24 protein-coding genes are annotated in these 25796 nt (G+C 70.9%); 13 read left to right on the top strand and 11 right to left on the bottom strand.

What is annotated here, in order from left to right:
• The coding region (gene uvrA / locus CCN39_RS09425) for an excinuclease ABC subunit UvrA (protein WP_086840406.1) at nt 1–1344 on the top strand (1344 nt) is incomplete at its 5' end.
• 3 nt (nt 1345–1347) lie between these two features.
• Here the strand turns inward: uvrA and CCN39_RS09430 are convergent.
• Nucleotides 1348–1887 carry a fibronectin type III domain-containing protein gene (locus tag CCN39_RS09430; RefSeq protein ID WP_086840408.1) on the bottom strand — a complete coding sequence of 180 codons (540 nt, stop codon included), beginning with the start codon at nt 1885–1887 and terminating at the stop codon, nt 1348–1350.
• 216 nt (nt 1888–2103) lie between these two features.
• On the opposite strand from CCN39_RS09430, the gene CCN39_RS09435 reads away from it, so the two are divergent.
• The 4 genes from CCN39_RS09435 (at nt 2104) to CCN39_RS09450 (ending at nt 4453) form a co-directional block, all read left to right on the top strand.
• Nucleotides 2104–2607 carry a hypothetical protein gene (locus CCN39_RS09435; protein WP_086840410.1) on the top strand — a complete coding sequence of 168 codons (504 nt, stop codon included), beginning with the start codon at nt 2104–2106 and terminating at the stop codon, nt 2605–2607.
• Between the two features lie 145 nt (nt 2608–2752).
• Nucleotides 2753–3304, top strand: a complete 552-nt coding sequence (locus CCN39_RS09440) for a sigma-70 family RNA polymerase sigma factor (protein WP_026469270.1) — start codon at nt 2753–2755, stop codon at nt 3302–3304.
• The gene (locus tag CCN39_RS09445) at nt 3301–4008 is read left to right on the top strand and encodes an anti-sigma factor family protein (protein WP_086840412.1); all 708 of its coding nucleotides are present in this window, start codon (nt 3301–3303) and stop codon (nt 4006–4008) included. The genes CCN39_RS09440 and CCN39_RS09445 overlap by 4 nt, the downstream gene beginning before the upstream one ends.
• Before the next feature lies 1 nt (nt 4009).
• Nucleotides 4010–4453: an SRPBCC family protein gene (locus CCN39_RS09450; protein ID WP_086840413.1), complete on the top strand. Its 444-nt coding sequence runs from the start codon at nt 4010–4012 to the stop codon at nt 4451–4453.
• A 158-nt stretch (nt 4454–4611) separates the two neighbouring features.
• Here CCN39_RS09450 and CCN39_RS09455 read toward each other — a convergent pair whose 3' ends face one another.
• Nucleotides 4612–6024: a DHA2 family efflux MFS transporter permease subunit gene (locus tag CCN39_RS09455; RefSeq protein ID WP_086840415.1), complete on the bottom strand. Its 1413-nt coding sequence runs from the start codon at nt 6022–6024 to the stop codon at nt 4612–4614.
• A 104-nt stretch (nt 6025–6128) separates the two neighbouring features.
• On the opposite strand from CCN39_RS09455, the gene CCN39_RS09460 reads away from it, so the two are divergent.
• Nucleotides 6129–6530 carry a winged helix-turn-helix transcriptional regulator gene (locus CCN39_RS09460; protein ID WP_086840417.1) on the top strand — a complete coding sequence of 134 codons (402 nt, stop codon included), beginning with the start codon at nt 6129–6131 and terminating at the stop codon, nt 6528–6530.
• A gap of 101 nt (nt 6531–6631) precedes the next feature.
• Here CCN39_RS09460 and CCN39_RS09465 read toward each other — a convergent pair whose 3' ends face one another.
• A complete protein-coding gene (locus CCN39_RS09465; RefSeq protein WP_086840419.1) occupies nt 6632–7975 on the bottom strand; it encodes a cation:dicarboxylate symporter family transporter in 1344 nt (447 codons plus the stop codon).
• A gap of 144 nt (nt 7976–8119) precedes the next feature.
• Here CCN39_RS09465 and CCN39_RS09470 point away from each other — a divergent pair, with 144 nt between their 5' ends.
• From CCN39_RS09470 to erm, 4 genes are all read left to right on the top strand, one after another.
• Nucleotides 8120–9706 (top strand): ATP-binding protein, encoded by a 1587-nt coding sequence (locus CCN39_RS09470; RefSeq protein WP_434781096.1) that lies wholly within the window; start codon nt 8120–8122, stop codon nt 9704–9706.
• Entirely contained in the window at nt 9703–10371 is a 669-nt protein-coding gene (locus tag CCN39_RS09475) for a response regulator (protein WP_086840422.1), read from the top strand. Before CCN39_RS09470 ends, CCN39_RS09475 begins: the two co-directional genes overlap by 4 nt.
• A 527-nt stretch (nt 10372–10898) precedes the next feature.
• On the top strand, nt 10899–12689 hold the full coding sequence (locus CCN39_RS09480) for a M64 family metallopeptidase (RefSeq protein ID WP_244210690.1): 1791 nt from the start codon (nt 10899–10901) through the stop codon (nt 12687–12689).
• Between the two features lie 215 nt (nt 12690–12904).
• Complete coding sequence (erm, locus tag CCN39_RS09485) at nt 12905–13636, top strand: 23S ribosomal RNA methyltransferase Erm (protein ID WP_086840424.1); 732 nt, start codon at nt 12905–12907, stop codon at nt 13634–13636.
• On the opposite strand, the gene CCN39_RS09490 is transcribed toward erm, so the two are convergent.
• From CCN39_RS09490 to CCN39_RS09525, 8 genes are read right to left on the bottom strand one after another with little or no spacing between them, the layout of a single operon-like run.
• Nucleotides 13633–15000, bottom strand: coding sequence for a beta-N-acetylhexosaminidase (locus CCN39_RS09490; protein WP_086840426.1), 1368 nt, complete (start codon nt 14998–15000; stop codon nt 13633–13635). The two genes, erm and CCN39_RS09490, sit on opposite strands and share 4 nt — an antisense overlap.
• Before the next feature lies 1 nt (nt 15001).
• Nucleotides 15002–15850, bottom strand: a complete 849-nt coding sequence (locus tag CCN39_RS09495; RefSeq protein ID WP_086840427.1) for a carbohydrate ABC transporter permease — start codon at nt 15848–15850, stop codon at nt 15002–15004.
• Nucleotides 15841–16788: a carbohydrate ABC transporter permease gene (locus tag CCN39_RS09500; protein WP_086840429.1), complete on the bottom strand. Its 948-nt coding sequence runs from the start codon at nt 16786–16788 to the stop codon at nt 15841–15843. The genes CCN39_RS09495 and CCN39_RS09500 overlap by 10 nt, the downstream gene beginning before the upstream one ends.
• A complete protein-coding gene (locus CCN39_RS09505; protein WP_086840431.1) occupies nt 16788–18062 on the bottom strand; it encodes an extracellular solute-binding protein in 1275 nt (424 codons plus the stop codon). Before CCN39_RS09505 ends, CCN39_RS09500 begins: the two co-directional genes overlap by 1 nt.
• 25 nt (nt 18063–18087) lie before the next feature.
• Nucleotides 18088–19209, bottom strand: coding sequence for a lactonase family protein (locus tag CCN39_RS09510; protein WP_086840433.1), 1122 nt, complete (start codon nt 19207–19209; stop codon nt 18088–18090).
• A gap of 48 nt (nt 19210–19257) precedes the next feature.
• A complete protein-coding gene (locus CCN39_RS09515) occupies nt 19258–20646 on the bottom strand; it encodes a GntP family permease (protein ID WP_086840435.1) in 1389 nt (462 codons plus the stop codon).
• Nucleotides 20643–22238: an N-acyl-D-amino-acid deacylase family protein gene (locus tag CCN39_RS09520; RefSeq protein ID WP_086840437.1), complete on the bottom strand. Its 1596-nt coding sequence runs from the start codon at nt 22236–22238 to the stop codon at nt 20643–20645. The genes CCN39_RS09515 and CCN39_RS09520 overlap by 4 nt, the downstream gene beginning before the upstream one ends.
• Nucleotides 22238–23545 carry an amino acid deaminase gene (locus tag CCN39_RS09525; protein WP_167455023.1) on the bottom strand — a complete coding sequence of 436 codons (1308 nt, stop codon included), beginning with the start codon at nt 23543–23545 and terminating at the stop codon, nt 22238–22240. Before CCN39_RS09525 ends, CCN39_RS09520 begins: the two co-directional genes overlap by 1 nt.
• Before the next feature lie 169 nt (nt 23546–23714).
• On the opposite strand from CCN39_RS09525, the gene CCN39_RS09530 reads away from it, so the two are divergent.
• From CCN39_RS09530 to CCN39_RS09540, 3 genes are read left to right on the top strand one after another with little or no spacing between them, the layout of a single operon-like run.
• Nucleotides 23715–24650: a sugar kinase gene (locus CCN39_RS09530; RefSeq protein ID WP_244210694.1), complete on the top strand. Its 936-nt coding sequence runs from the start codon at nt 23715–23717 to the stop codon at nt 24648–24650.
• The gene (locus CCN39_RS09535) at nt 24647–25405 is read left to right on the top strand and encodes an IclR family transcriptional regulator (RefSeq protein ID WP_086840443.1); all 759 of its coding nucleotides are present in this window, start codon (nt 24647–24649) and stop codon (nt 25403–25405) included. Before CCN39_RS09530 ends, CCN39_RS09535 begins: the two co-directional genes overlap by 4 nt.
• Complete coding sequence (locus CCN39_RS09540; RefSeq protein ID WP_086840445.1) at nt 25405–25788, top strand: RidA family protein; 384 nt, start codon at nt 25405–25407, stop codon at nt 25786–25788. The genes CCN39_RS09535 and CCN39_RS09540 overlap by 1 nt, the downstream gene beginning before the upstream one ends.
• Nucleotides 25789–25796 lie beyond the last annotated feature (8 nt).

Consider the following 25796-nt stretch of genomic DNA (forward strand, 5'->3'; position numbering starts at 1 on the left):
CGCCTCGCGACGCAGATCGGGTCCGGCCTGGTCGGCGTGCTGTACGTGCTCGACGAGCCGTCGATCGGCCTGCACCAGCGCGACAACCACCGCCTGATCGAGACGCTGACCCGGCTGCGGAACCTCGGCAACACGCTGATCGTCGTCGAGCACGACGAGGACACCATCCGCTCCAGCGACTGGGTGGTCGACATCGGCCCCGGCGCGGGCGAGCACGGCGGCCACATCGTCCACAGTGGACCGTACAAGAAGCTGCTGAAGAGCAAGGAGTCGCTGACCGGCCAGTACCTGTCCGGCCGGCGCAAGATCGACATCCCGGCGATCCGGCGGCCGATCGACAAGAAGCGGCAGCTGACCGTCGTGGGCGCGCGCGAGCACAACCTGCGCGGGCTGGACGTCTCGTTCCCGCTCGGCTGCCTGGTCTCGGTCACCGGCGTCTCCGGCTCGGGCAAGTCCACCCTGGTCAACGACATCCTCGCGACGGTGCTGGCCAACAAGCTGAACGGTGCCCGCCAGGTGCCGGGCCGCCACACCCGGGTGAACGGGCTGAACAACGTCGACAAGCTGGTGCGCGTCGACCAGTCGCCGATCGGCCGGACCCCGCGGTCCAACCCGGCCACCTACACGGGTGTCTGGGATCACGTCCGCAAGCTGTTCGCGGCGACCACCGAGGCGAAGGTCCGCGGCTACCAGCAGGGCCGGTTCTCGTTCAACGTCAAGGGCGGCCGCTGCGAGGCATGCGCGGGCGACGGCACGATCAAGATCGAGATGAACTTCCTGCCGGACGTCTACGTCCCGTGCGAGGTCTGCAAGGGCGCCCGGTACAACCGGGAGACCCTCGAGGTGCACTACAAGGGCAAGACCGTCTCGGACGTGCTCGACATGCCCATCGAGGAGGCCGCGGAGTTCTTCGAGCCGATCAAGGCCATCCACCGCCACCTGCAGACGCTGGTGGACGTCGGCCTCGGCTACGTCCGGCTCGGCCAGCCGGCGCCGACGCTGTCCGGCGGTGAGGCGCAGCGCGTCAAGCTGGCCAGCGAGCTGCAGAAGCGCTCCACCGGCAAGACGGTGTACATCCTCGACGAGCCGACCACCGGCCTGCACTTCGAGGACATCAACAAGCTGATCGGCGTGATCAACGGGCTGGTCGACAAGGGCAACTCGGTGATCGTGATCGAGCATAACCTCGACGTGATCAAGACCTCCGACTGGATCATCGACATGGGCCCCGAGGGCGGCTCGGGCGGCGGTCAGGTCGTCGCCGAGGGCACGCCGGAGCACGTCGCGGGCATCGAGGAGAGCTACACCGGCCAGTTCCTGCGGACGGTGCTCACGGCCGAGTAGCGGCTACCGCTCCTTCCCGGTGGTCTGGTGGACCACCGGGGAGAGCGGGCCGTAGTGCAGCGCCCGGACGCGGTAGGCGGAGCTCTCTTCGCCGGGCAGCAGCGAGAGCAGGCAGGTCGTCACGTCCGGATCGGTCACCTCGACCGGGTCGAAGTCCGGCGCGCCCGGGCGGCGGATCTCCAACAGGTAGCCGGCTTCGTCGCGGGTGCGGTCGGGCCAGGTGACCGTCACCGTGCCGTCCGAAGTCGCCGCGACCACGTCCGTCGAGACCGGGCCGGTGAACGGCTGCACCCGGTAGTAGAACGGCGTCTCCGGGATCAGGTCCGGGTGGCGGTAGCTCATCGTGTGCGCGGGCAGGAACCGCAGCGTCGTCCAGGGCCCGGCCGGGTCGTTCGCGTACTCGACGCGGTGCCCGGCGCCGTCGTCCCGCCACGTCAGCACCACGTCGGTGGGCGAAGTCAGGGTCGCGGTGAAGGCGGGCGGAGATGCCGCGGAACAGCCCGCGGCCAGCAGCGCCGCCAGGACGAGGGGTTTGACGGGCACGGCGGCCTCCCGGAACGGGCGGGGCGGACGTGAGCAGCTTAGGAAGCCCGTCCGCACGGCGACAAGATCGTGCCGATCACCGGGGCACACCAATCCGTCGGCGAACCGGCACCGAATGGCGCGAAAACCGGGCTGAACCGTTTTGCGCCTGCCGCCGTGTTCTGGGTGTCGAGGTCCGCCGGATGGCGGAGCCGCCCTCACCGAGGAGAGAACGTCATGAACCGTATCCGGCCGGTGGTCCTCAGCGCGGTGGCGCTGTTTGCCGTCGCCTCCTTGTCCGCCTGCGGTGAGATGGCCGACGGCGCCCAAGGACCGCAACACGGCGAACCGGGGCACAAGATGCTCCAGGTCGGCACGGTCAACGGCGTCGGCGCGGTGGTCACCGACGCCGACGGCAAGACGCTCTACCGGTTCGACAAAGACCTCTCCCAGCCGCCGACGTCGAACTGCGACGGCGACTGCACGAAGTCCTGGCAGCCGATGCTGGCCGGGGTGGCCACGCCGATGCTCAAGGGCATCCAGGACACCCAGGTCGGCACGGCGACCCGCAAGGACGGCAGCAAGCAGATCACGCTCAACGGCTGGCCGCTGTACGAGTTCGCGGGCGACAAGGCGGCGGGCGACATGAACGGCCAGGGCGCGAACGGCACGTGGTTCGCGATCGCCCCGGACGGCAGCAAGATCACCGCGGGCAGCAAAGCCGGCGGGTCAGGGTCCTGACGGACGACGGGTTTCCGGGCAAACGAGGAAGGACGGGCAGCCGATGAACACCATGGTCGCGCTGCGCTCGGCGCACGCACCGCCGGTGGAGCTGAGGGTTGCACTACTGTCCTCGACGACTCAGAACACCGTCGGGAGGACGAGGGTGGCCATAGGAGGCAGGCGGCCTAAGAAGGCCAAAGGCGAAGACCTGATTCGGCAGCTGTACGCCGAACACGGGCGAAGCCTGCTGGCCTACGCGACGAGGCTGACCGGGGATCGGGCGGCAGCCGAGGACGTGGTCCAGGAGACGCTCGTCCGTGCTTGGAAACACGCGGACGATCTGCAGAACGACGGGAAAGGCTCGGTGCGCGGCTGGTTGCTGACCGTCGCGCGCAACCTGGTCACCGACCGGGCACGGGCCCGGGCGGCCCGGCCACAAGAGGTGGCCGAACCGGCCGAAGGCGTGCCGACCCCGGCCGTCGAGCGCGATCACGCCCAGGGCGTGGTCGACTCGATGACCGTGCTCGGCGCGATGGACGGGCTGTCCAACGAGCATCGAGAGGTCCTGGTGGAGATCTACTACCGGGGACGGACGGTGGCCGAAGCGGCGAGAACACTGGGCGTCGCACCGGGTACCGTGAAATCAAGGTCGTACTACGCACTACGAGCACTCAGAGCAGCGATGATTTCGAGCGGAACGGAGGTGGCGCGATGAACTCGGTGGACGAGAGTCACACGCAGCTCGGCGCGTACGCCCTCGGCGCGCTCGATCCCGGGGAGGCGGCCGACTTCGAGCGGCGGCACCTGCAGACCTGCGCGCAATGCCGGTTCGACCTGAACGAGCTCGTGGCCCTGCGCGACTCACTCGACGAGGTACCGCCCGAGGCGTTCCTCGACGGACCGCCCGAAGGCGGGGACCTGCTGCTGCAGAAGACCCTGCGCCGGGTGCGCGACGAAGAGGAGCGCGTGGCACCGGCCCGCTCGACGCCTCGCCGGGGTTTGGCCCTGGTCGCGGCCGCGGTGCTGGTGGTGGCCGCCCTCGGTGGCGGCGTGCTGGTCGGACGGCAGACGGCCGAGCCGCCGCCTCAGGCGGCTCCCGGGCCGGAGACGCCCGGCACGAAGACCGCCGAAGGCCGTGATCCGACCACCGGGGTTCAGCTGACCGCGTCGGTCATCCCGTTCCAGGGCTGGGTCAAGACGGAAGTCAGCGTCAAGGGCGTTCACGCCGGCGAGAAGTGCCTGCTCCAAGTGGTGACCAAGGAAGGCCAAGCGGTCACCGCCGGCAGCTGGCAGGTGTCGGAAAAGTGGGAGAGCCAGGGCTTCAAGCTCGACGGGTCGGCCTTGGTCGCCCCCGACGACGTGAAGTCGGTCGACATCGTCACGGTGGACGGCCGGAAGCTGGTCTCGGCCCAGGTGTGACGTGACGGGCGCGCGCTACCGGTTCCGCAGCACGTGGCTGCTGCCGGGAACCGTGCCCGAGCGGGTGTTCGGCGTGGTCACCGACCTCGCCGGCTACCCGCGGTGGTGGTCGGACGTCCGCGCGGTGCGCCGCGTGGACGACGACACCGCCGAGCTGGTTTGCCGGTCCCGGCTGCCGTTCCGGATCGTCGTCCGGATGCACCGGGACCACCAGGACGAGCGCACGGGCCTGATGCGGGTCAGGCTCAGTGGCGACCTCGACGGGACCCTGACGGGAGCGGTCCGCGCGGCGGGCGCGGGCACGCTGCTGGAAATCACCCAGGACGTCCAGGCCCGGAAGAAGTTGCTGCGGCGCTTCGACACGGTGGCCCGGCCGCTCTTCCGCGCGAACCACGCGCTGATGATGCGGCGGGGCCACCGTGGGCTTTCGGCCTACCTCACGTGATCAAGACCGGAACCCGCGTGATCAAAGCCGGAACTCACGTGATTGAAGCCGGAACCCGCGTGATTGAAGCCGGAACTCGCGAGTTACGGCTCTGATCACGCGAGTTGCGGGTCTGATCACGTGAGTTGCGGGTCTGATCACGTGAGTTACGGGTTGGGTCACGCGAGATCGGCGGTGCAGACCTCCGGCTCCGGCGCCGCTCGGCGGGTGCGGCGGGACAGGACCAGGCCGCCCAGGGCGACCGCCGTGATCAGGAAGCCCGCGCTCACCCCGTAGGCCAGCCGGAACCCGGCCGCCAGTGCCTCGCGGTGGTCCACTCCGGCCAGGCTCTCCGTGCGGGACGCGGCCACCGCGGCCAGCACCGCCGTGCCGACCGCCGCACCCACCTGCTGGGTCGTGTTGATCAGCCCGGACGCCACGCCGGCGTCCTCCGCCGGGACGTCCGCCATCGCCAGGCCCATCAGCGCCGGGATGGCCGCGCCGGCGCCGAGGCCCATCAGGAGCAGCGGCGGCAGGACGTCGGCGAAGTAGGAGCCCGACACGCGGGTGAGCAGCAGCAGGCCCACGATCACCAGGCCGAGCCCGCCCAGCAGCACCGCCCGCGGGCCGAACCGCGCCGCGAGCTTGTCCGCGAAACCGAGCGACGCCACCGCGATCACCAGCGGCACCGGCAGGAACGCGACGCCGGTCCACAGCGCGTCCAGGCCCAGTACCTGCTGCAGGTACAACGCCGTGACGAACTGGAAGCCGAGCATTCCGGCGACCATCAGCACCATCACCACGTTCGCGCCGGTCACCGCGCGGATCCGGAACAGCCGCAGCGGCAACAGCGGCGTCCGCGCCCTCGCCTGCCGCACCGCGAAGGCCGCGAGCAGGCCGACGGCGGCGGCCACGGCGCCCCAGGCCGACGCCGAAATGCCGTACACGCCCAGCATCACGGCCGCGGTGACCAGCAGGGCGCCGAAGACGTCCAGGCCCGCCCGCAGGCCCGTCCCGCGGTCCGGCGAGACCACCCGGACGGCCAGCAGCAGCGCGGCCACGCCGATCGGCAGGTTGACGTAGAACGTCCAGTGCCAGTTCAGCGCCTGCGTCAGCGCGCCGCCCGCGATGAGCCCGATCGACGCGCCCGCCGCCTGCGTGAAGCTGTACACCCCGATCGCCTTCGCCCGGGCCCGCGGCTCGGGGTACATGGTGACGATCATCCCGAGCACCACGGCCGACGCCAGCGCGCCGCCGACGCCCTGGGCGAACCGCGCCACGACCAGGACACCCGCGTCCGCGGCCAGGCCGGCGACGAGCGAAGCGAGCGTGAACAGGCTCAGCCCGCCGAGGAAGACGCGGCGGCGGCCGAGCAGGTCGCCGAGCCGCCCGGAGAGCAGGAGCAGGCCGCCGAAGGCGACCAGGTAGGCGGTGAAGACCCAGGAGAGCCCGGCGGGCGTGAAGCCGAGGTCGGCCTGGATCGCCGGCAGCGCCACCGCGACGATGCTGCTGTCGAGCACGACCATCAGCGAGGCGGCGCACAGCACCGCCAAGGCGAGGCCGCGCGAGCGGGTGGGGTGGTTCTCGGCCATGTCAGGCCCCTCCAGTCGAGAGTTCCCCTGGTCGTTGCCAGGGCACTTCTTGTAACAGTGCCCATCATGTGTGACCATGGGGTCGCCCGGAAGGAGGCACTTCCATGTCCCAGGGGAACATCGGTGTACCTGTCCAGGTCACCGAGATCGACCCGGAGAAACTCGACGTCTGCACGGTGCTGGAGGTCATCAACCGGATCAGCGGCAAGTGGGCGATCGGGATCCTGCTGGAGGCCATCCGGGGCCCGGTGCGGTTCACCGAGCTGGAGCGCGCGGTCGAGGGGATCAGCCGTCGGATGCTGACGCTGACCCTGCGCAACCTCGAGCGTGACGGCCTGCTGGTCCGCACGATCTACCCGACCGTCCCGCCGCGCGTGGAGTACGAGGCCACGGCGATGGCGAAGGAGCTGTACCAGTCGCTGAACGGCCTGCTCGGCTGGGCGGAGCGGCACCGCGACGAAATCGCGGCCGCGCGCGTCGCCTACGACGGCCACGCGGCCTGCTGAAGACGTGGAACGGGCCGCGGTGCGAGGTCGGGGAGACTCGCACCGCGGCCCGCGGTAGCTCGTGCTCAGCGGGGGCAGTGAGCACGAACGTTCTGGGGGAGCTACCTCACCGCGACTTCCTCGGGATCGGGTTCCCGCTCCTCGTCGATCAACGTCGCTTCGTCGAACGGCGCGGTCCCGGCGAACACCCGTTCCGCCTGCTCGCGGTCGAACTCCTTCGTCCAGTTGCCGATGAGGACGGTCGCGACGGCGTTGCCCGCGAAGTTCGTCAGCGCGCGGGCCTCGGACATGAACCGGTCGATGCCGAGGATGAAACCGACGCCGTTGACCAGTTCCGGCCGGTGCGACTGCAGGCCGCTGGCCAGGGTGGCGATGCCGGAGCCGCTGACGCCGGCGGCGCCCTTCGACGCGATGATCATGAACACCAGCAGGCCGATCTGCGCGCCGATCGACAGCGGCTCGTCCTGGGCCGCGGCGATGAACAGCGTCGCCATGGTCAGGTAGATCGCCGTGCCGTCCAGGTTGAACGAGTACCCGGTGGGCACGGTGATGCCGACGACCGACTTGCCGACGCCGAGGTGCTCCATCTTCGCGATCAGCCGCGGCAGCGCCGATTCCGACGACGACGTCGACAGGATCAGCAGGAACTCGCGGCCGAGGTAGCGCAGCAGGTTCAGGATGCTGACGCGGGCGCCGATCCACAGCACCAGGCCGAGGATGACGAACACGAACACCAGGCAGGTCGCGTAGAAGCCGATCATGATCACGGCGAGGCTCTTCAGCGCCGCCCAGCCGGTCGCCCCGACCACGGCGGCGATCGCGCCGAACGCACCGATCGGAGCGGCCCACATGATCATCGCCAGGACCCGGAAGACCAGGCGCTGGATGTGTTCGACGCCGCGCAGGATCGGTGCGCCCTTCGGGCCCAGCTTCTGCAGCGCGAAGCCGACCAGCAGCGCGATGAGCAGTGTCTGCAGGACCTGGCCTTCGGTGAAGGCGGACACGAACGTCTTCGGGATGATGTGGAGCAGGAAGTCGACCGGGCCTTCGGCGCCGGTGGCGGACTTCTGGACGCTCTTCACGTCGGCGGGGTTGAGGTGCAGCCCTTCGCCGGGGTGCAGCAGGTTGCCGACGACCAGGCCGATGGCGAGCGCGAAGGTCGACATCACGATGAAGTAGACCAGCGCCATGATGCCGACCTTGCCGACCTTGGCCGCCTTGGCGACCGAGCCGACACCGATCACGATGGTGCAGAAGATGATCGGCGAGATCATCATCTTGATCAGGTTGACGAACCCGTCGCCCAGCGGCTTGAGGCCCTTGGCGAAACCGGGGAAGAGAAAGCCCACCAAGATGCCGAGCAGGACCGCGACGATCACGGCCAGGTAAAGGTAGTGGGTCTTGTCGCGGCGGCGGGGTGCCGCTTCGGGGGTCGGTGTAGGCACCGTTGCCTCCAGCTAGGGGTGTTCAGGTTGCGGCACACTGTAGGCCCAGTTCGGTGATCCGGCTCACTTGTGTTCATTGAGTTCGTGTGATGATCGCACCGTCCCGTTCGGACACCGGCCCGCGCGGTGTGCTGGTATGAGGAGGTGCCCCCGACGTTGCGGTCCCATTGGAGCCTGGCCCGCCAGCTGCTCGTGCTGCAGCTGGTGGTGCTCTGCGTGCTGGCCGGCGCCGGGATCACCTTCGCCTGGATCGACGCGCAGCGGGCGGTGGACGAGAACGCGCGCGACCAGGTCCGCGCGGTCGCCTTGACGGTCGCCGACGCACCGACCGTCGCCGCCGCGGTGACCACGCCGAACCCGAGCACGACGCTGCAGCCGTTCGCGCAGCTCGTGCAGAGCCACACCCAGGTCGACTTCATCACGATCATGAGCCCGGCCGGGATCCGCTACACGCACCCCAACCCCGCCCTGATCGGGCAGCACTACATCGGGAACATCGACAAGGCGCAGCGGGGCGAGGAGCAGACCGAGACCTACACCGGCTCGCTCGGCCCCTCGGTGCGCACGGTCGTGCCGGTGTTCGACGCGGGGCACCGGGTCGTCGCGCTGGTCGCGGTCGGGATCACCGTCGCGGCGATCTCGGCCGAACTGCGCGAACGGCTCTGGCCGCTGTTCGGCGTGGCCGGCGCGGTGCTGGTGGTCGGCGCGCTCGGCGGCTGGCTGATCAGCGCCCGGCTGCGGCGCCAGACCCGGGGTGTCGCGCCGGACGAGCTGAGCAACCTCTTCGAGTACCACGAGGCCGTCCTGCATTCGGTCCGCGAAGGCGTGCTGCTCGTCGGCCGGGACGGGCGGATCGGGCTCTGCAACGACGGCGCCCGCACGCTCCTCGGCCTCGACACCGACCCGGTCGGCCGCGACCTGGCGACGCTGGGCCTGCCGGACGGGCTGGCCGAGGCGTTCACGTCGGAGGAGAACCGGGCCGAGGAACTGCACCTGACGGACGCGCGCGTGCTGCTGGTCAGCACGACCGCCGTCCGCTCGGGCGGCCGCTCGCAGGGCACCGTCGTCGTCCTGCGCGACCACACGGAACTGCAGTCGCTCACCGGGGAGCTGACCACCGCCCGCGGCCTCGCCGAAGCGCTGCGGTCGCAGGCGCACGAGGCGGCGAACCGGTTGCACACGGTCGTTTCCCTGGTCGAGATCGGCAAGCCCGAGCAGGCCGTCGAGTTCGCCACCGCCGAGCTCGCCTTCGCCCAGGAGCTGACCGACCGGGTCGTCGGCGCCGTCGCCGAGCCGGTGCTCGCCGCGCTGCTGCTGGGCAAGGCCGCCGAAGCGAGTGAGCGCGGGGTCGAGCTGACAGTCACCCCCGACACCGTCATCGACGACGTTTCGCTCGGTGTCGAAGCCCGCGACCTGGTGACCATCCTCGGCAACCTGATCGACAACGGCCTCGACGCGGCCGTGCGCGGCGCCGGGCACCCGAAGGTCGTCGTCACCGCCCGTTCCGACGAGGACGGGCTGCTCCTGCGCGTCGCCGATTCGGGACCCGGCGTGCCGGAGGACGCCGACGTGTTCAGACGCGGGTGGTCGACCAAGGCGGAGGACGGCCACGGGCTCGGCCTCGCGCTCGTCGGGCAGGCGGTGCGCCGCTACGGCGGGACGGTCGAGGTCGGCCGGGACGGCGGCGCGGTGTTCACCGTGCGGCTGCCGCGGCCGGAGGCGGGCCGGTGATCCGCGTGCTGGTGGTGGAGGACGAGCCGGTCGCCGCGGAGGCCCACCGCGTCTACGTCGAGCGGCTACCCGGGTTCGCGGTGGCGGGCGTGGTCCACTCCGGCGGCGAGGCCCTGCGGTTCTGCGAACGCGAGCCGGTCGACCTGGTGCTGCTGGACTTCTACCTGCCGGACACGCACGGGCTGGCGGTCTGCCGCTCGCTGCGCGCGGCCGGGCTGCCGATCGACGTCATCGCCGTGACGTCGGCCCGCGACCTCGGCCTGGTCAAGGCGGCGGTGTCGGTCGGCGTGGTGCAGTACCTGCTCAAGCCGTTCACCTTCGCGACCCTGCGCGAAAAGCTCGAGCGCTACGCGGAGTTCCGCGACGCGTCCGGCGAGGTCACCGGCCAGGCGGAGATCGACCGGGCCCTCGGCGCGCTGCGCACGACCGAGCAGCCCCCGCTGCCGAAGGGCATGAGCGTCCAGACCCTGGAAGCGATCACCGACGCGCTTTCCGGTGCGGCGGAAGGACTTTCGGCGGGCGCGGCGGCGAGCGCGATCGGCGCGTCCCGCGTGACGGCGCGCAGGTACCTGGAGTACCTGGCGGACAACGGCATGGCCCACCGGGAGCCGCACTACGGCCAGGTCGGGCGGCCGGAGGTCTGGTACCGGCTGACGCGGGCGTGAGCTATCCGCGACCGAGAAGCGGACGAATTCGATCTCGTCGTGCTCCCACTTGTCCGCGATGCCCCGTGTCCTGCGTTCGGCGAGCTGTGCTCCGGTTGTGTCGTGCAGGAACGCGACGAAGACGCACCCCACTGGTTGGTCCGGCGATCGATGTCGAAGGCCAGCAGCTCCAGGCGGTAATCGATCCGGGCCAAGCCGAGTTCTTCGTGCAAGCCTCGTGGCGAAGACGGTCAGCTCGTCGGCGGTGACGACCACCGTGTACGTGCCAAAGCTCGCTCGCATGAATTCCGGTACATCGGCCGGGCTGAAGGCATCCACGTATTTGGTAGTCGCCGCTCTTCAGCCGGAGACTGACGCCCGGGGACTCGTCGACGCCAAGCCGGCGTACGGACAGCCCGGCTACCGCGTACGTCGGGCCATTCCGTTTCATCGCGGTTCGAGCACCTCGGAGTCCGGTACCGGCTGACGCGTGTATAACGACCTGTACGGCGCGCCTCCGACTTCCGGCGGTTCCGGTGGGTCTTCCCATGCGGTACACCGGGAAGATCACCGACCAGGGGAGTGCCGCCATGCGGAAGTGGGCCGGGTTCGTCGCGGCGTTCGTGCTCGCCTTGGGGGCCGCCGCTCCGGCGCACGCGGCAGAGCCGACGGCCACCGTGACCGAAGTGCAGGTCACCGGGCCGGTTGCGCAGCGGTTCAACCTCGTCGTCCTCGGGGACGGCTACACCGCCGCCGAACAGCCGAAGTTCTTCGCCGACGTCGAGCGGCACGTCAGCACCCTCTGGTCGCTCGAGCCGTTCAAGTCCTACCGCAGCTACTTCAACGTCTACGCCGTGTCGATCGCCTCGCCGGAGTCCGGTGTGGACTGTGACCCGTCGCTCGACGCACCCCGCCGGGACACCCCGCTGGACATGGGTTTCTGGGGCGGCTGCAACCCGCAGAGCGTGCAGCGGCTGCTGACCGTCGACGACGCGGCCGCCCAGCGGTACGCCGACCTCGTGCCGGGCACGACCCGCGCGAACCGGCAGATCCTCGCGCTGGGCAACAGCACCACGTACGGCGGCGCGGGCGGCACCTACGCGACGGCGTCCGGCGGGAACGCGCTGTCCGCGCTGATCTCGCCGCACGAACTCGGCCATTCGCTCGGCGGCCTCGACGACGAGTACGACTACTACGCGCGCAACGTCCCGGGCGGCGCGTACGAGGGCGGCGAGCCGGACTCGATCCACCACACCCTGCTGACCGAACAGCAGATGCGCGCCCAGCACGCGAAGTGGTGGCGCTGGCTCGGCGAGCCGAGCGAGTCCGGCGGCACGATCGGCCGCTTCGAAGGCGGTCTGTACACCCAGACCGGGGTGTGGCGGCCGAGTCGGCACTCGATGATGAAGACGCTCGGCTACGCGTTCGACCAGGTCGGCCGCGAGCGGATGACGCAGCGGATCGCGGCGAAGGTCCCGCTGGTCAGCGGCGGCACCCCGGCGGGGACGATCGGCGCCGACCGGGTGGTCTGGGTGCGTCCGATGCACCCGGTGGACCACCGGCTCGACGTCCGCTGGACCCTCGACGGTGTGGCGCTGCCCGGCCGGGACGCGGTCGACCTGCGCCGCGCGAAGGTGCGGCCCGGCCGCCACACGTTGACCGCGACGGTGACCGACCCGACGCCGTTCGTCCGCGACCCGGCGGCCCGGCCGGCGGCGACCCGCACCTGGACGGTCGACACTTCGGTGGTCACGCCCCCGGCGGGAGGTCCGGCGGTGGTGGCCTCGACGCCGACTTCGCGCCCGGTCGGCGGCCACGACGTGGTGTACGTCGAAACCGGCGAGCCGACCGGTGCGATCCCCGAGGTCGTCTGGACGCTGGACGGCCGGTACGCCGGGACCGGCTCCGACCACGCCCTGAACGCCGCCCGCGGATCGCACACGCTCACGGCCACGACCGGCGGCACGACGTTGACGTGGACGGTGGACGCGGCCGGGCCTTTCACCACAGCGGAGTTGCCGCCGGGGTCCGAGTACCACGGCTCGTTCACGATGCGGCTCTCCTCACCGGACGGAATGCCGGAGTTCCGCGTGGACGGCGACGGCTGGCACAAGTTCTACGGCTGGCCGACGGACCCTGGGGCGCCGTACCTGTTCACCCCACGGGGCACGGAGATCGACGGGCTGGCGTACGGAAACCTCGGCGAGGGCGGGCTGACGGTATCGCCGTTCGCGGAGCGGAAGCCGGGGTACGGCAAGCACCGCATCGAGTACCGGTCGATCGACGCGGCGGGGAACGTGGGCCCGACGAAGTCGGTCACGGTGACGCTGCTGCCGTAAACCGGTCGCGAGGCGCCTCCGCGCGCTTGTAAGGTCCGCGGCCATGGGAACTTTGTGGATGCCCGCCTGCGGGCGTAAGGCTCAGCGGCCCCGCCGCGCCTGACGGCGCGCCTCGCTGAAGATCCGATCGCGCCGTACTTCCGGATGCCCCGGCACCCGGAGGTGGTCGAGCGACCCCACCGGGTGCTCCATTCCGCAAGTCTGGAGTGCCTCCCTTGTCCCGCTCCGTCCACGGCGGCCGCCACGAACTCGGCCAGAACTTCCTGCACCACCGCCCGACCATCCACACGATCGTCCGGCTCGTCCGCGAAACCGAAGGCCCGATCCTCGAGATCGGCGCCGGCGACGGCGCGATCACCCGGCAGCTGGCGACGCTCGGGCGTGACGTCCGGGCCGTCGACCTCGACGAGCACCGCGTGCGCCGGCTCCGCCTCCGTCTTCCGTCGGTGTCGGTGATCCACGGCGACGCCCTCCGGATCCCGCTGGACCGGCCGGTCGTCGTCGGCAACCTGCCGTTCCACCTCACCACCCCGATCCTCCGGCGGCTCCTGACCACCGGACGCTGGGCCGAGGCCGTCCTCCTCACGCAGTGGGAGGTGGCGCGCAAACGCGCCGGCGTCGGCGGCCGCACCATGCTGACCGCCCAGGCCGCACCCTGGTTCGACTTCACGCTGCACGGCCGGGTCCCGGCCGGCGCCTTCCGGCCCGTACCCAGCGTCGACGGCGGCCTGCTCACCATCTCGCGAAGGCGTTCACCGCTCGTCGACCCGGCCGAACGCCGAGACTACGAAGAGTTCGTGCGCGCCGTGTTCACCGGGCGCGGCCGCGGGATCGGGCAGATCCTCCCGAAACCCCGGCGCCGGGCCCTCGAGGTGGCCGGGATCCCGCCGTCCGCGCTGCCGCGTGACCTCACCCCGGCGCAGTGGGCAGCGTTGTGGAACGGCTAGCGCGGCCGCCCCGGGACACCCGGCCGCAGCTGCCACGGGTGCGGCCCCTCCAGCGGTCGGTACTCCACCCCGAGCGCGTCCAGCCGCGGCAGGTGGTGGTCCCGCAGTCGCGGCAGGAACTCCGCGTAGTCCCGCGGCCCGGAACTCCACGCCACCTCCGCGAACGCCGACAGCCGCGGAAAGGCCATGTAGTCCACCCGCCGCACGCTGTCCAGGTGCTCACTCCACACCTGTGCCTGCACTCCGCGCAGCCGCGGGCCGGCCAGCGCCGGCTCGTACGCGTACACGTCCTCCAGCGTGTGCACCTCGCCGACCGGGATCGGCTCGGAGGGGTCCGCGGCCTGCCGGTGGTCCAGGTACACGTGCTGCTCCGGGCACATCACCACGTCGTGCCCCAGGGAAGCCGCCCGCAGGCCCGCGGCCTCGTCGCGCCACGAGCAGATCACCATCGGGGGGAGGCCGTCGATGTCGAGGACCTCGTCCCAGCCCATCGGTGTCCGGCCGCGGGCCACCAGGTGCTCGGCCAGCTGCCGGACGAACGCGCGGTGCTCGTCGGTCGCGCCCGGTGTCTCGTCGCCGCCCAGGGCGATCACCTTGGACGGGAAGATCTCCAGCAGGTGGTCGAACACCTGCCGGAAGAAGTCCAAAGTAGACGGGGTTGGTGAAAGCAGCGAAGTGCTGATGCCCCAGGAGGTCCAGACTTCGTAGGACGACGACGTTCCCAGCGAGGGATAAGCCGCCAGGGCTGCCCGCGCATGTCCCGGGATGTCGATCTCCGGTACCACCGTGATCGCGCGCGCCGAAGCGTACGCAACGATCTCCCGCAGGTCGTCGCCTGTGTAGAACCCGCCGTGCGGACGGCCGTCCTGCGCACCCCCGCTGCCCACCATCGACGACGGCCGCCAGCCGCCCACCGACGTCAACCGCGGGAACGCCGGGACCTCGAAGCGCCAGCCCTGGTCGTCGGTGAGGTGCAGGTTCAGCACGTTCAGCTTGTGCGCGGCCAGCAGGTCGACGAACCGGAGCACCTCGGCCTTCGTCCGGAAGTGCCGGGCGACGTCGAGCAGGCACCCGCGCCACCCGAACCGCGGGTGGTCCTCGACCACCCCGCACGGCAGCGGCGAAGGCGCGAACCCGGCCACCCGGAACGCGGCCGGGCCCGCCAGTTGCCGGAGCGTCTCCCGTCCGTAGACCTCCCCGGCGGCGTCCGCCACCTCCAAAACGACATCGGAGGGCGAAATCGAGAGCCGGTACCCCTCGGGCGGCAGCGCAGCGGGCCGGACGTCCACTGTGGACGGCCATGGGCAGGTGCCGGAAGCGGGCGTCACGGAGACCGGCCGGGGGAGCAGGGTGTCGAAAGCCATGTCAGCCCTTCACGGCGCCGGCCATGCCGGACACCAGCCGCCGTTGGACGAGGACGAAGAACACCAGCACCGGGATCGTCATCAGCGTCGACGACGCCATCACCGCGCCCCAGTCCGTGTCCTCCGGCTTGAAGAACACCAGGATCGCCTGCGGCAGCGTCTGGTTCTCGGTCTTGGACACGATGAACGTCTTGGCGAACAGGAAGTCGTTCCACGCGTGGATGAACGCGAGCACGCTGACCGCGACCAGCCCGGGCGCCACCAGCGGGAACAGGATCTGCCAGGTGAACCGCATCCGGGACGCCCCGTCGAGCTTCGCCGCCTCTTCGAGTTCCACCGGCACCGCGGCGACGAAGCCCCGCAGCATCCAGATCGCGAACGGCAGGCTGAACGCCAGGTGCACCAGCACCAGCGAACCCAGCTCGTTCAACCCGAAAGCCGGCACGGCCGCGCCGAGGGACCGCATCAGGAAGAACAGCGGGATGGTCAGTGCCTCCACCGGCACCATCTGCGCCACCAGCGTCATCACCAGCAGCACGGTCCGGCCCTTGAAGGAAAACCGCGTCAAGGCCACCGCCGAAAGGAACGACAGCAGCAGCGACAGCGCCACGACGACCAGGGCCACGAGCAGGCTGTTGACGAAGTACCGCCCGAACCCCGAAACCGTGAGGACGCGCGAGAAGCTGTCGAACGACGGGCTGAACGTCCACGGCTTCGGGCTCGCCGACTGGATCTCGCCCGCCGGTTTCACCGCCGAGAGCAGCATCCAGTACAGCGGGAACGCGACGATCCCGGCGATCACGACCGTGACGACTTCGGCGATCAACCTCCCAGGACGTTTCACAGCCATGCCGCGCTCCGGCGCTGCGACCGGACGTACAGCCCGGTGACCGACAGCAGCAACAGCGTCATCACGACTCCGATCGCCGAGCCGAGGCCGTACTCCTGCCCGGCGAAAGCCTGTTGGTACGCATACACGTTGAGGACCAGGTTGCGGCCGGCCACGCCGCCGCCGTTGGTCATCACGTAGATCTGGGTGAACACCTTGAAGTCCCAGATGATCGACTGGACCGTCGCGATCATCAGCAGCGGCCGCACCATCGGCAGCACGATCGTCCACGTCGTGCGCCACGCCGACGCGCCGTCGAGCGACGCGGCCTCGAGGACCTCGTCCGGCACGCCCTTGATCCCGGCGTACATCGTGACCAGCACGAACGGGAACGAGCACCAGATCACCTCGGCCGCGACCAGCCCGAACGCGCCGACCGTGCCGAACGTCCACGAGTGGTGCTCGAACGGCAGCCCGAGCCCCGACAGCACCTCGTTGACCAGGCCGAAGTCGGTGTCGAAGAGGAACAGCCAGACGTAGGAGCCCGCGATCGCCGGCGTCGACCACGCACCCAGCGCGGCGAGGAACAGCAGCATCCGGGGCAGCGACCGCACCCGCGAAGCCAGCACCGCGAGCCCGGTGCCGACGACGAGCGACCCGGCGACGCAGGCGGCGGCGAACCCGACGGTCTTGCCGAGCACGGTCCAGAACTGCGCTTGCGAGAGCAGGTCCGCGTAGTTCGCGAAGCCGAGGAACACCAGGGGCGCGTTGCCCGCGGCCTGCGGCTGGCCGTAGTCGTAGAACGAGATCAGGACCAGCTGGTAGATCGGGTAGGCCAGGAGCGCGGCGAGCAGGACGCCCGCCGGGGCGAGGTAGAGCGCGGCGGCCCGGCCGTCCCCCTTCCGCCTCGGCCGCCGCGCGGGGGCCGTGACGGAAGGGGCTTCCTGGACCGTCACCACTAGCCGAAGGCCTTGTTCATCGCGGCCGCCGCGTCGGCCAGGGCGGCCGACGGGTCCTTGCCGCCGGTGGCGATCTGCTGCACGGCCGTCGGCAGCACGTTCTGGCTGTCGATCTTCGACCACGCCGGGGTCGCCGGAACGAACTTCGTGCCCGCCTTCAGGGTGTCGACGAACGGCTTGAGGAACGGATCGTTCGCCGCGAGCTTCCGCTGCACGCTGCCCAGCGTCGGCAGGTTGCCCATCGCGGTGTACATCTTCTCCTGGTACTTCGCGCCGCCGAGCAGTTCGACGAACTCCAGCGCCAGGCTGCGGTGCTTGCTCGCCTTGAACACGCCCAGCAGGTTGCCGCCCGCGAACGCGGGCGCGGTGCTGCCCGCGGTCGTGCCCGGGATCGGCACGACGGCGTACTTGCCCTTCACCGCGCCCTGCTCGACGGCCTTGCGGTTGAAGTCGCCGCCGATCGTCATGCCGGCCTTGCCCCCGGCGAACGCGGTGACGCTCTGCGTGCCGGTCAGGTTGGCGCACTGGGCGGGCGGGCAGATGTCGTCCTTGAGCAGGGTCGCGTACTGCGTGACGCCGGCCTTGGCCTGCTCACCGGTGACCGTGGACGTCCACTTGCCGCCGTTCTCCTGCGCCAGCTCCCCGCCGTTGGCCCAGAGGAAGGGCAGCATCGCGTAGGTGTACTTGCCGCCGACGGAGATGCCGTAGAGGTCCGGCTTGGCGGCCCGGATCCGGCGGGCGGTGTCGGTCAGCTCGGCCAGCGTGGCCGGCGGCTTGAGACCGAGCTCGGTGAAGACGTCGGTGCGGTAGTAGAGCGCCCGGATGCCGGTGTACCAGGGCAGGCCGTAGGTCTGGCCGCCGGACTTCGCGGTGTCCAGCACGGTCGGGATGAGGTCCTTGCCCTCGGGCCACGCCGCGAGGTCGCCGGTCAGGTCGGCCAGCGCCCCGGTGGCCGCGTAGTTCGAGACGTCGGTGTTGCCGAACTCGGCGACGTCCGGGGCGTTGGCCGGGTCGTTGAAGGCACCCGAGAACTTGTCGGCGCGCCCCTCGACCGGCACCCACTGGACGTCGACCTCGACACCCTGGTGGGCGGCCTTGAACTCGGTGATCGCCTCGGCGACCGCGGCCTCCTTCGGCGCGCGGTTGGCCTCGTCGAACAGCCAGACGCGGACGGTGCCGGTCTTGTCGTCCCCGCCGCCGCCCGCGGGTGCGGACTGGGTGGGCGCGCAGCCGGCCAGCAGGGCCAGCGCAGCGGCGAACGGCAGCAGTCTCATGGGTGCCTCCAGTGGGGACCTGAGGTCAGGCGAAGTAGACGGAGTTGACGCTGCCGACGGCGAGCTGACCGGCGGGCGCACCGGGCAGGCCGGTGGCCGGGTCGCGCGGCAGCCACGTGACGGTGCCGGAACGCTGGTTCGAGACGTAGAACCAGCTTTCGGACGGGTCGAGGGCCACGTGCCGCGGCCAGTTGCCGCCGGTGGGCACGTTCGACACCAGCTTCAGCGTGGCGCCGGAGGCCGTGAACGTGGCCAGGGTGTTCGGACCGCGGACGGTGGCGTGGACGAACTTCCCGTCGTTCGACACGACGATCTCGCCCGGGAACCGGTCGCCGGTGCCGCCGGCGGGCACGGCGGGGACCACCGAGAGCGCGTTCAGCTTCCCGGCGGCCGCGTCCCAGCTCGCCACCGTCACCTCGGCCCGCAGCTCGCCGAGGATGTAGGCGAACTTCCCGGTGCGGTCGAAGGCGAGGTGCCGCGGCCCCGCGCCCGACGGCAGCTTCAGCTGCTGGTGCAGCGAGAGCTTCCCGGCCGCGAAGCCGTAGACGTACACCGAGTCCGCGCCGAGGTCGACCGCCAGCACCCAGCGGCCGCTCGGGTCGTTGACGACCTGGTGCGCGTGCGCGTCCCGTTCGGCGCCGTGGTGGGTGACGAGGTCCGTGGCCGGCCCGAGCTTGCCGCCGGCCAGGATCGGCAGCACGACGACGCTGCCCGAGCTGTAGTTCGCCGCCAGCACGTACTTCCCGCTCGAGTGCACCGAAAGGTGCGTCGGCGCGCCGCCCTTCGACGAGACCTTGTTGAGCAGCTTCGGCCGCACCGGGTCGGCGAGGCTCAGCGCCGAGACGTACCCGGCCGGGTCGCCTTCGTTGGTGACGTACAGCGTCTTTCCGTCAGCGCTGCGGTCGAACCACGACGTGTCGGTGATCCCCGGGATCGTCCGGGCCAGGGACAGCGCCGCACCCGAACGGGTGGCGACGTCGAGGCCGTGCCCGGTCGCCCCGGTGGTGTAGCTCCCGAGGTACGCGGTGGTGCCGGCGAAGCAGCCCTTCTCCGTGGTGGCCGCGCCGGCCACCGGCGTGCCGAGCACGGTGGCGGCGCCCGCACCGGCCGCGGCGCCGAGGAACGTGCGACGGGAAAGTCCGGTCATCGTCTTTGTCTCCCAACGGGTTTCGGCGGTGACAGGCTCCAGTATGGTCTAGACCACGGCCATGAGCAATGCCGAAACCCCGAATCCGGAAAGGGAAAGCACGGTTTCCAGCGCGGTCCAGGACTTGATCGTCTGCGGCACGGTGAGGTTGAAGTACCGCGAAACGATCCAGAAGCCGCCGTCGTTGACGTGCGAGGCGATGATCGAGCCGGCCGAAATCGCCATCACGAGCAGCGCCAGCTGGATCTGCGAATAGCCGAGCTGGGCCACGGTCGGCGCGATGATCCCGCTCGTGGTGACGATGGCGACGGTCGCCGAACCCTGCGCGATCCGCATGCCGCAGCTGATCACGTACGCCGCGAGCAGCACCGGCAGCCCGGCGTCGTGCAGCGAGTCGGCCACGGCCTTGCCGATCCCGGTCGCCGACAGCACCGCGCCGAAGAACGCGCCCGCGCCGACGACCAGCAGGATCATCGCCACCGGCCGCAGCGACTTCGCGGCCAGCTCGTTGAGGTCCTTGCCGGTGAACCCGCGCCGCAGGCCCAGCAGCCAGGACGCGAGCAGCACGGCGACGGTCAGCGCGACCGCGGGGGTGCCGATGAACGCGGCGACGCCGGCGAGCGCGGAGCCCTTCGGCAGCCAGATGCTGCCGAACGTGCCGGCCAGGATCAGCACCAGCGGCACCGCGATGATCGCGGCGACCAGGCCCAGCGACGGCGGGTTCTCTTCCTTTTCGCCCTCTTCCTCGGCGAAGACCATGTCCTCGGGCACGTCGACGACGATCCGCTTGCCGATCCACGTCGAGTAGAGCACGCCGCCGACGAGGAACGCCGGGATCCCGCAGGCCAGGCCCATCAGGATGATCCAGCCGAGCTCGACGTGCAGCAGCCCGGCGGCGGCCACCGGACCGGGGTGCGGCGGCAGGAAGGCGTGCGTGATCGACAGGCCGGCCAGCAGCGGCATCGCGTACAGCACCAGCGACTTGCCGCCCTGCCGCGCGGCGACGTAGACCAGCGGGGCCAGCACGAAGATGCCGATGTCGAAGAACACCGGGATGCCGAAGACGAACCCGGCGACGCCCATCGCCAGCGGCGCCCGCTTCTCGCCGAACGACCGCAGCAGCGCCCCGGTGAGCACCTTCGCGCCGCCCGAGCGTTCCAGGATCGAGCCGAGGATCGTGCCGAGGCCGATGATCGCCGTGATGTGCCCGAGGATGCTGCCGAACCCCTTTTCCAGCAGGGAGTCCGACGCCTTCTGGGCGGAGCCGACGATCGTCCCGACCGGCAGGCCCGCGGCCAGCGCCGTCAGCAGGCCGACGACGATCAGCGCGATGAACGGCTCCAGCTTCAGCTTGATGATCAGCACCAGCAGGACGGCGATCGAGACGGCGGCGAGCGTGAGCAGCCCGCCCGTGGTGTGTTGCAGCCAGTGGATCATCGGGCTCTCCGGGGGTTGCGCAGGGAGTGTCCGGCGAGGGCGCCGGTGGGACTTCCGTCGTCGAGGGCGGCGACGCCGTTGACGAAGACGTGGGTGAGGCCCGTGGCGGCTTGCCGCGGGTCCTCGAAGGTGGCGGTGTCGGTGATCGTTTCGGGGTCGAACAGCACCAGGTCGGCGGCGTACCCGGCGCGGACCAGCCCGCGGTCGGTCAGCCGCAGCCGCCGCGCGGCCCGCCCGGTCAGGTGGGCGACGCACTCGGCGAGGTCCAGCACGCCGAGCTCGCGGACGTACCGGGCCAGGTAGCGCGGGAACGTGCCCCACGCGCGCGGGTGCGGCCGGGCGCCGACGAGCAGCCCGTCGCTGCCGCCGGTGTGCGTCCGGTGCCGCATGATGGCCTGCACGTTCTCCTCGTGCCCGACGTGCATCAGGCACGACGTCCCGAGCCGTTCGTCGAGCAGGGTGTCGAAGTACAGCTTCGCCGGTTCGGTGCCTCGGGTGCGGGCCGACGCGGCGACGCTGTGCCCGACGAGGTGGGCGTTGTGCTCGTTGCGGACGCCGTTGATTTCGATGGCGTCCCAGTCGATCGGGACGCCGTGCGCACCGTCCGAACCGGACTCTTCGATCGCGGCGCGGATCCGCTCGCGTTCGTCCGCGTCGGACAACCGGGCGAGCGTGGCGTCCAGGCCGCCTTCGGTGGCCCAGCTCGGCAGCAGCGCCGAAAGGTAGGTCGCGCCCGGCAGGTACGGGTAGGTGTCCAGGGAGATGTCGCAGCCGTCGTCGAGGGCGTCGTCCAGGAGCTTCAGCAGGTCGGGCGCCTTGCCCTTGTTGACCGAGAAGTTCATCGTCGCGTGCGCCAGGTGCAGGGGACAGCCCGAGCGGCGCGAGACGTCGATCATTTCGGCGAAGGCCTCCAGGGCGCCCTTGCCGTAGCTGCGGTGGTGCGGGCTGTAGAACCCGCCCAGCTCGCCGACGACCCGGCACAGCTCGACCAGTTCGCTCGTCTCGGCGTACATCCCGGGCGTGTAGGTGAGGCCGGACGACATCCCCATCGCACCTTCGGCGAGGCCGGTGGCGACCAGTTCCTTCATCCGGTCCAGCTCGGCGTCGGTGGCCGGGCGGTCGTCCCAGCCGACGGCGAGCATCCGGACCGTGCCCTGCGGCACCAGGTAGGCCGCGTTGACGGCGATGCCCCGGTCGAGGCGGTCGAGGTACTCGCCGACCGAGCGCCAGTTCCAGTCGAACCCCGCGGGGTCGTCGTTCCAGCCGGCGAGCTGCTGCCGCAGGGCTTCCAGCACGACGTCGTCGACGGGCGCGTACGACAGCCCGTCCTGGCCGAGGACCTCGGTCGTCACGCCCTGGGTGATCTTGGCCGGGTGCTCCGGGTTGGCCAGCAGCTGCAGGTCGGAGTGCGAGTGCATGTCGATGAACCCGGGCGCGAGCACCAGGCCGTCGGCGTCGATGGTCCGGCCACCGGTCAGCGACCCCGCTTCGGCGACGTCCGCGATCTTCCCCCCGGCGATGCCGACGTCGTGCCGGGCGAGCGGCTCGCCGGTGCCGTCGGCGACCAGCGCGTTCTTGACGACGACGTCCATCAGAACCACGTCCGGACGTAGTCGACGACGGTTTCGCCGTCGGCCGCGGTCACCGGCAGCAGCGGCCACTTGTCGAACACCGTGCACGGGTGGGAGAGCCCGAGCCCGATCCAGTCGCCGACCTCGACCGGCGATCCCGGCGGCAGCGCGAGGAAGGCGTGCTGGTCGTTCAGCTTGGTGATGGTGTGGCCTTCGAGGGCTTCGGCGGGGCCGTCCGGGGTCCGGCGCAGCTGCGGTTCGGGCAGGCCTTCGTCGAAGGACGCGTCGCGCTTGCCGATGGTGAGCAGCGCGAGTTCGTCCGACGGCTTCGACGTCACCTGCGCCCACGCCCGCAGCGCCGGCCGGAAGGAGTCGACGCCCTCGATGCGCGGGTGGTCGCCCAGCGGGGAGATCTCGCGGTAGAAGCCGTCGTCGTGGGTCAGGTAGGCGCCGCTGCGCAGCACCGGCAGCACGTCGAGGCCGTCCGGCCACGGTTTCGTCAGCTCGTTCGCGACCTGGTCGAAGTAGGCGCTGCCGCCGGCGGTGACGATGATCTGCCCGTCGAGGAGTCCCTTGTCCGCGAACGAGATCGCCAGCTCGCGCAGGCCGTCCACATAGGAACTGATCTTGGCCAGCGCGGCTTCGTCGGTGCCGTGGGACAGCGCGCCTTCGTAGCCGCCGGTGCCGCGCAGCCGCAGCACCGGGCTCGCCTGGACCGCCTCGGCGACCGCCAGCGCGGTCGCGGTGTCCCGGACCCCGGTGCGGCCGCCGTCGGCACCCAGCTCGACCAGGACGTCCACCGGGCGCTCGGCGCCTTCGAGGGCGGCGGTCATCAGCTCGACACCGCGGACCGAGTCGACCCAGCAGAGGAATTCGAAGCCGCTGTCGGCGGCCAGTTCCGCGGCCAGCCAGCGCAGGCCGGCCGGGTCGAGGAGCTGGTTGGCCAGCAGGATCCGGGAGACGCCGAAGGCGCGGTAGATGCGGAGGTGACCGGCGTTCGCGCAGGTCACGCCCCACGCGCCGTGCTCCGCCTGGCGAGCGAACAGCTGGGGTGCCATGGTGGTCTTGCCGTGCGGCGCGAGCGCCACACCCCGCGCGGCGCACCACGCGGCCATCGTCCGCAGGTTGTGTTCGAGTGCTTCGTCGTCGAGGACGACGAAGGGGGCGAAGAACCCGTCGGTGAACAGGTTCAGCCTGCGGTCCGCGGCTTCTTCCAGGGTGAGCCCGGTCAGGGCGGGAGCGGCCGAGCGGAAGCGCCAGTCGATCCGCTCCCGGCGGAGGGCGTCGAGCGCGGCGGCGTTCATGGTGCAGGCGGCGGGTGCATTCATCGGCGGCGACCCCTGTGTGGACTCTGATTTCGGTTGCGTATGTTGCAACGACTGTTGCGCATTTTGCGTGCCATAGGTGTAGCATCCGGGTCGCCACAGGTCAACGGGGTGAAGGGCAGGGAGACGGAAAGTGACGAGCGGGCCCGAGGTGTTGTGCGTGGGCGAGTCGATGGCGCTGTTCGTGCCCGCCGAACCCGGCCCGCCGGACGAGGTGAAGCACTGGGTGCGCACCATCGGCGGCGCCGAATCGAACGTGGCCTGCAACCTGCCGACGCTGGGGATCCGCAGCGGCTGGGTGAGCGCGGTCGGCGACGACCCGTTCGGCCGGGCGATGCTGCGTGAGGTCGCTTCCCACGGCGTCGACGTCAGCGCGTGCTCCGTCGACCCGACGCGCCCGACCGGGCTCTACGTCAAGGAAAGCGGTGCCGGCGGCAGTCCCGTGCGCTACTACCGGGCGGGCTCGGCCGCGTCCGGGATGGGCCCTTCGCTGCTGGACCGGCTGGACCTCGACGGCGTCCGCGTGCTGCACCTGTCGGGCATCACGCCCGCGCTGTCGGACAGCTGCCTCGCGCTGGTGCGCGCCTTGCTGGAGATGCCCCGCGGCGACCGGCTGATCTCCTTCGACGTCAACCTGCGGCCCGCGCTCTGGGCGGGTCGCGACCCCGGCCTGCTCGCCGAACTGGCCGGGCGCGCGGACATCGTCCTGACCGGCGACGACGAGGCCCAGCGGGTGTGGGGGACCGGGGACCCGGCCGAGCTGCGGGCCCTGCTGCCGCAGCCGCGCACGCTCGTGGTCAAGCACGGCGAACGCGGCGCGACGCTGGTCGAGGGGGAGCCGCTGTTCGCGCCCGCGTTGAAGGTCGACGTCGTCGAGCCGGTCGGCGCCGGTGACGCGTTCGCCGCCGGCTTCCTCGCCGCGACCCTGCGCGGCGCCCCGCCCCTGGAGCGGCTGCGGCAGGGGCACCTGCAGGCGGCCGTCACCCTGCTCACCCACGACGACGTCGGGGTGCCGCTGCCGCCCGCGGTCGTGGATACCCTGCTCCACGCGGACCCGGACGAGTGGCGTTCGGCGCGGCTGACCGGAGAGGGCGTGGTGCTGACGTGAGTCAAAGTCTGGACCGGGCGCTGACGCTGCTGACCTCGATCGCGCAGGACGCGCGGACCCTCGACGACCTCGCCGACGAGATCGGCGTGCACAAGTCGACGGTCCTGCGGCTGCTGCGCACCCTCGAACAGCACCACTTCGTCCGCCGCGAAGGCACCCGCCACTACCGGCTGGGCAGCGCCATGTTCGACCTCGCCAACCAGGCCCTGGACTCCTTCGACGTCCGGCGCAGCGCCCACCCCGCGCTCGCCGCCCTCAACGCGCGCACCGGGCACACCGTGCACCTGGCCAGCTACGAGGACGGCGAAGTCGTCTACATCGACAAGTTCGAAGGCCGGCACTCGGTGCGGATGTACTCGCGCATCGGCAAGCGCGCCCCGCTGCACTGCACAGCGGTGGGGAAGGTGCTGGTCGCGGCCATGCCCGCGGCCCGCCGCGCGGAGATCGCGCGGTCGATCGACTACCCGGTGCGGACGCCGAACACGATCACCACGCCTGCGGAGTACCTGGCCGAGCTGGAGCGCGTGGACCGGCTCGGGTACGCCGTCGACAACGCCGAGCACGAGGACTTCATCCACTGCATCGCGGCGCCGGTGCGGGGGACCGGTGGCGAGGTGCTGGCCGCCGCGTCGATGTCGGTGCCGAAGGTGCTGCTCGACTACGAAGGCCTGCTGGCGCTGGTGCCCGAGCTGCGGGCCGCCACCAAGGAAGCTTCCGTCCACAGTGGATGGACGGAGAACGGAAAGGGGCACTGATGAGCAAGACGGCAGTTTCCACCGAGAACGCGCCGAAGCCGCCGGCGAAGTTCTCGCAGGCCGTCCGCAAGGGGAACCTGCTGCAGGTCGCCGGCCAGGTCGCCTTCGACCCGGCGACCGGCGCGATCGTCGGCGACGACGTCGCGGGCCAGACCCGGCAGACGTTCAAGAACATCGAGGCCGTGCTGACGGCGGCGGGCTCGAGCCTGGCCGACGCGATCATGGTCCGGGTGTACCTGACCGACACCGCGCACTTCGCGCCGTTCAACGAGGTGTACGACGAGCTGATCGGCGACACGCCGCAGCCCGCCCGCACGACGGTCTACGTCGGCCTCCCGGGCGAGCTGCTCGTCGAGATCGACGTGCTCTGCGTGCTGGACTGAGGCTTCGG

The sequence above is a fragment of the Amycolatopsis kentuckyensis genome (assembly GCF_002155975.1).
GTDB lineage: Bacteria > Actinomycetota > Actinomycetes > Mycobacteriales > Pseudonocardiaceae > Amycolatopsis > Amycolatopsis kentuckyensis.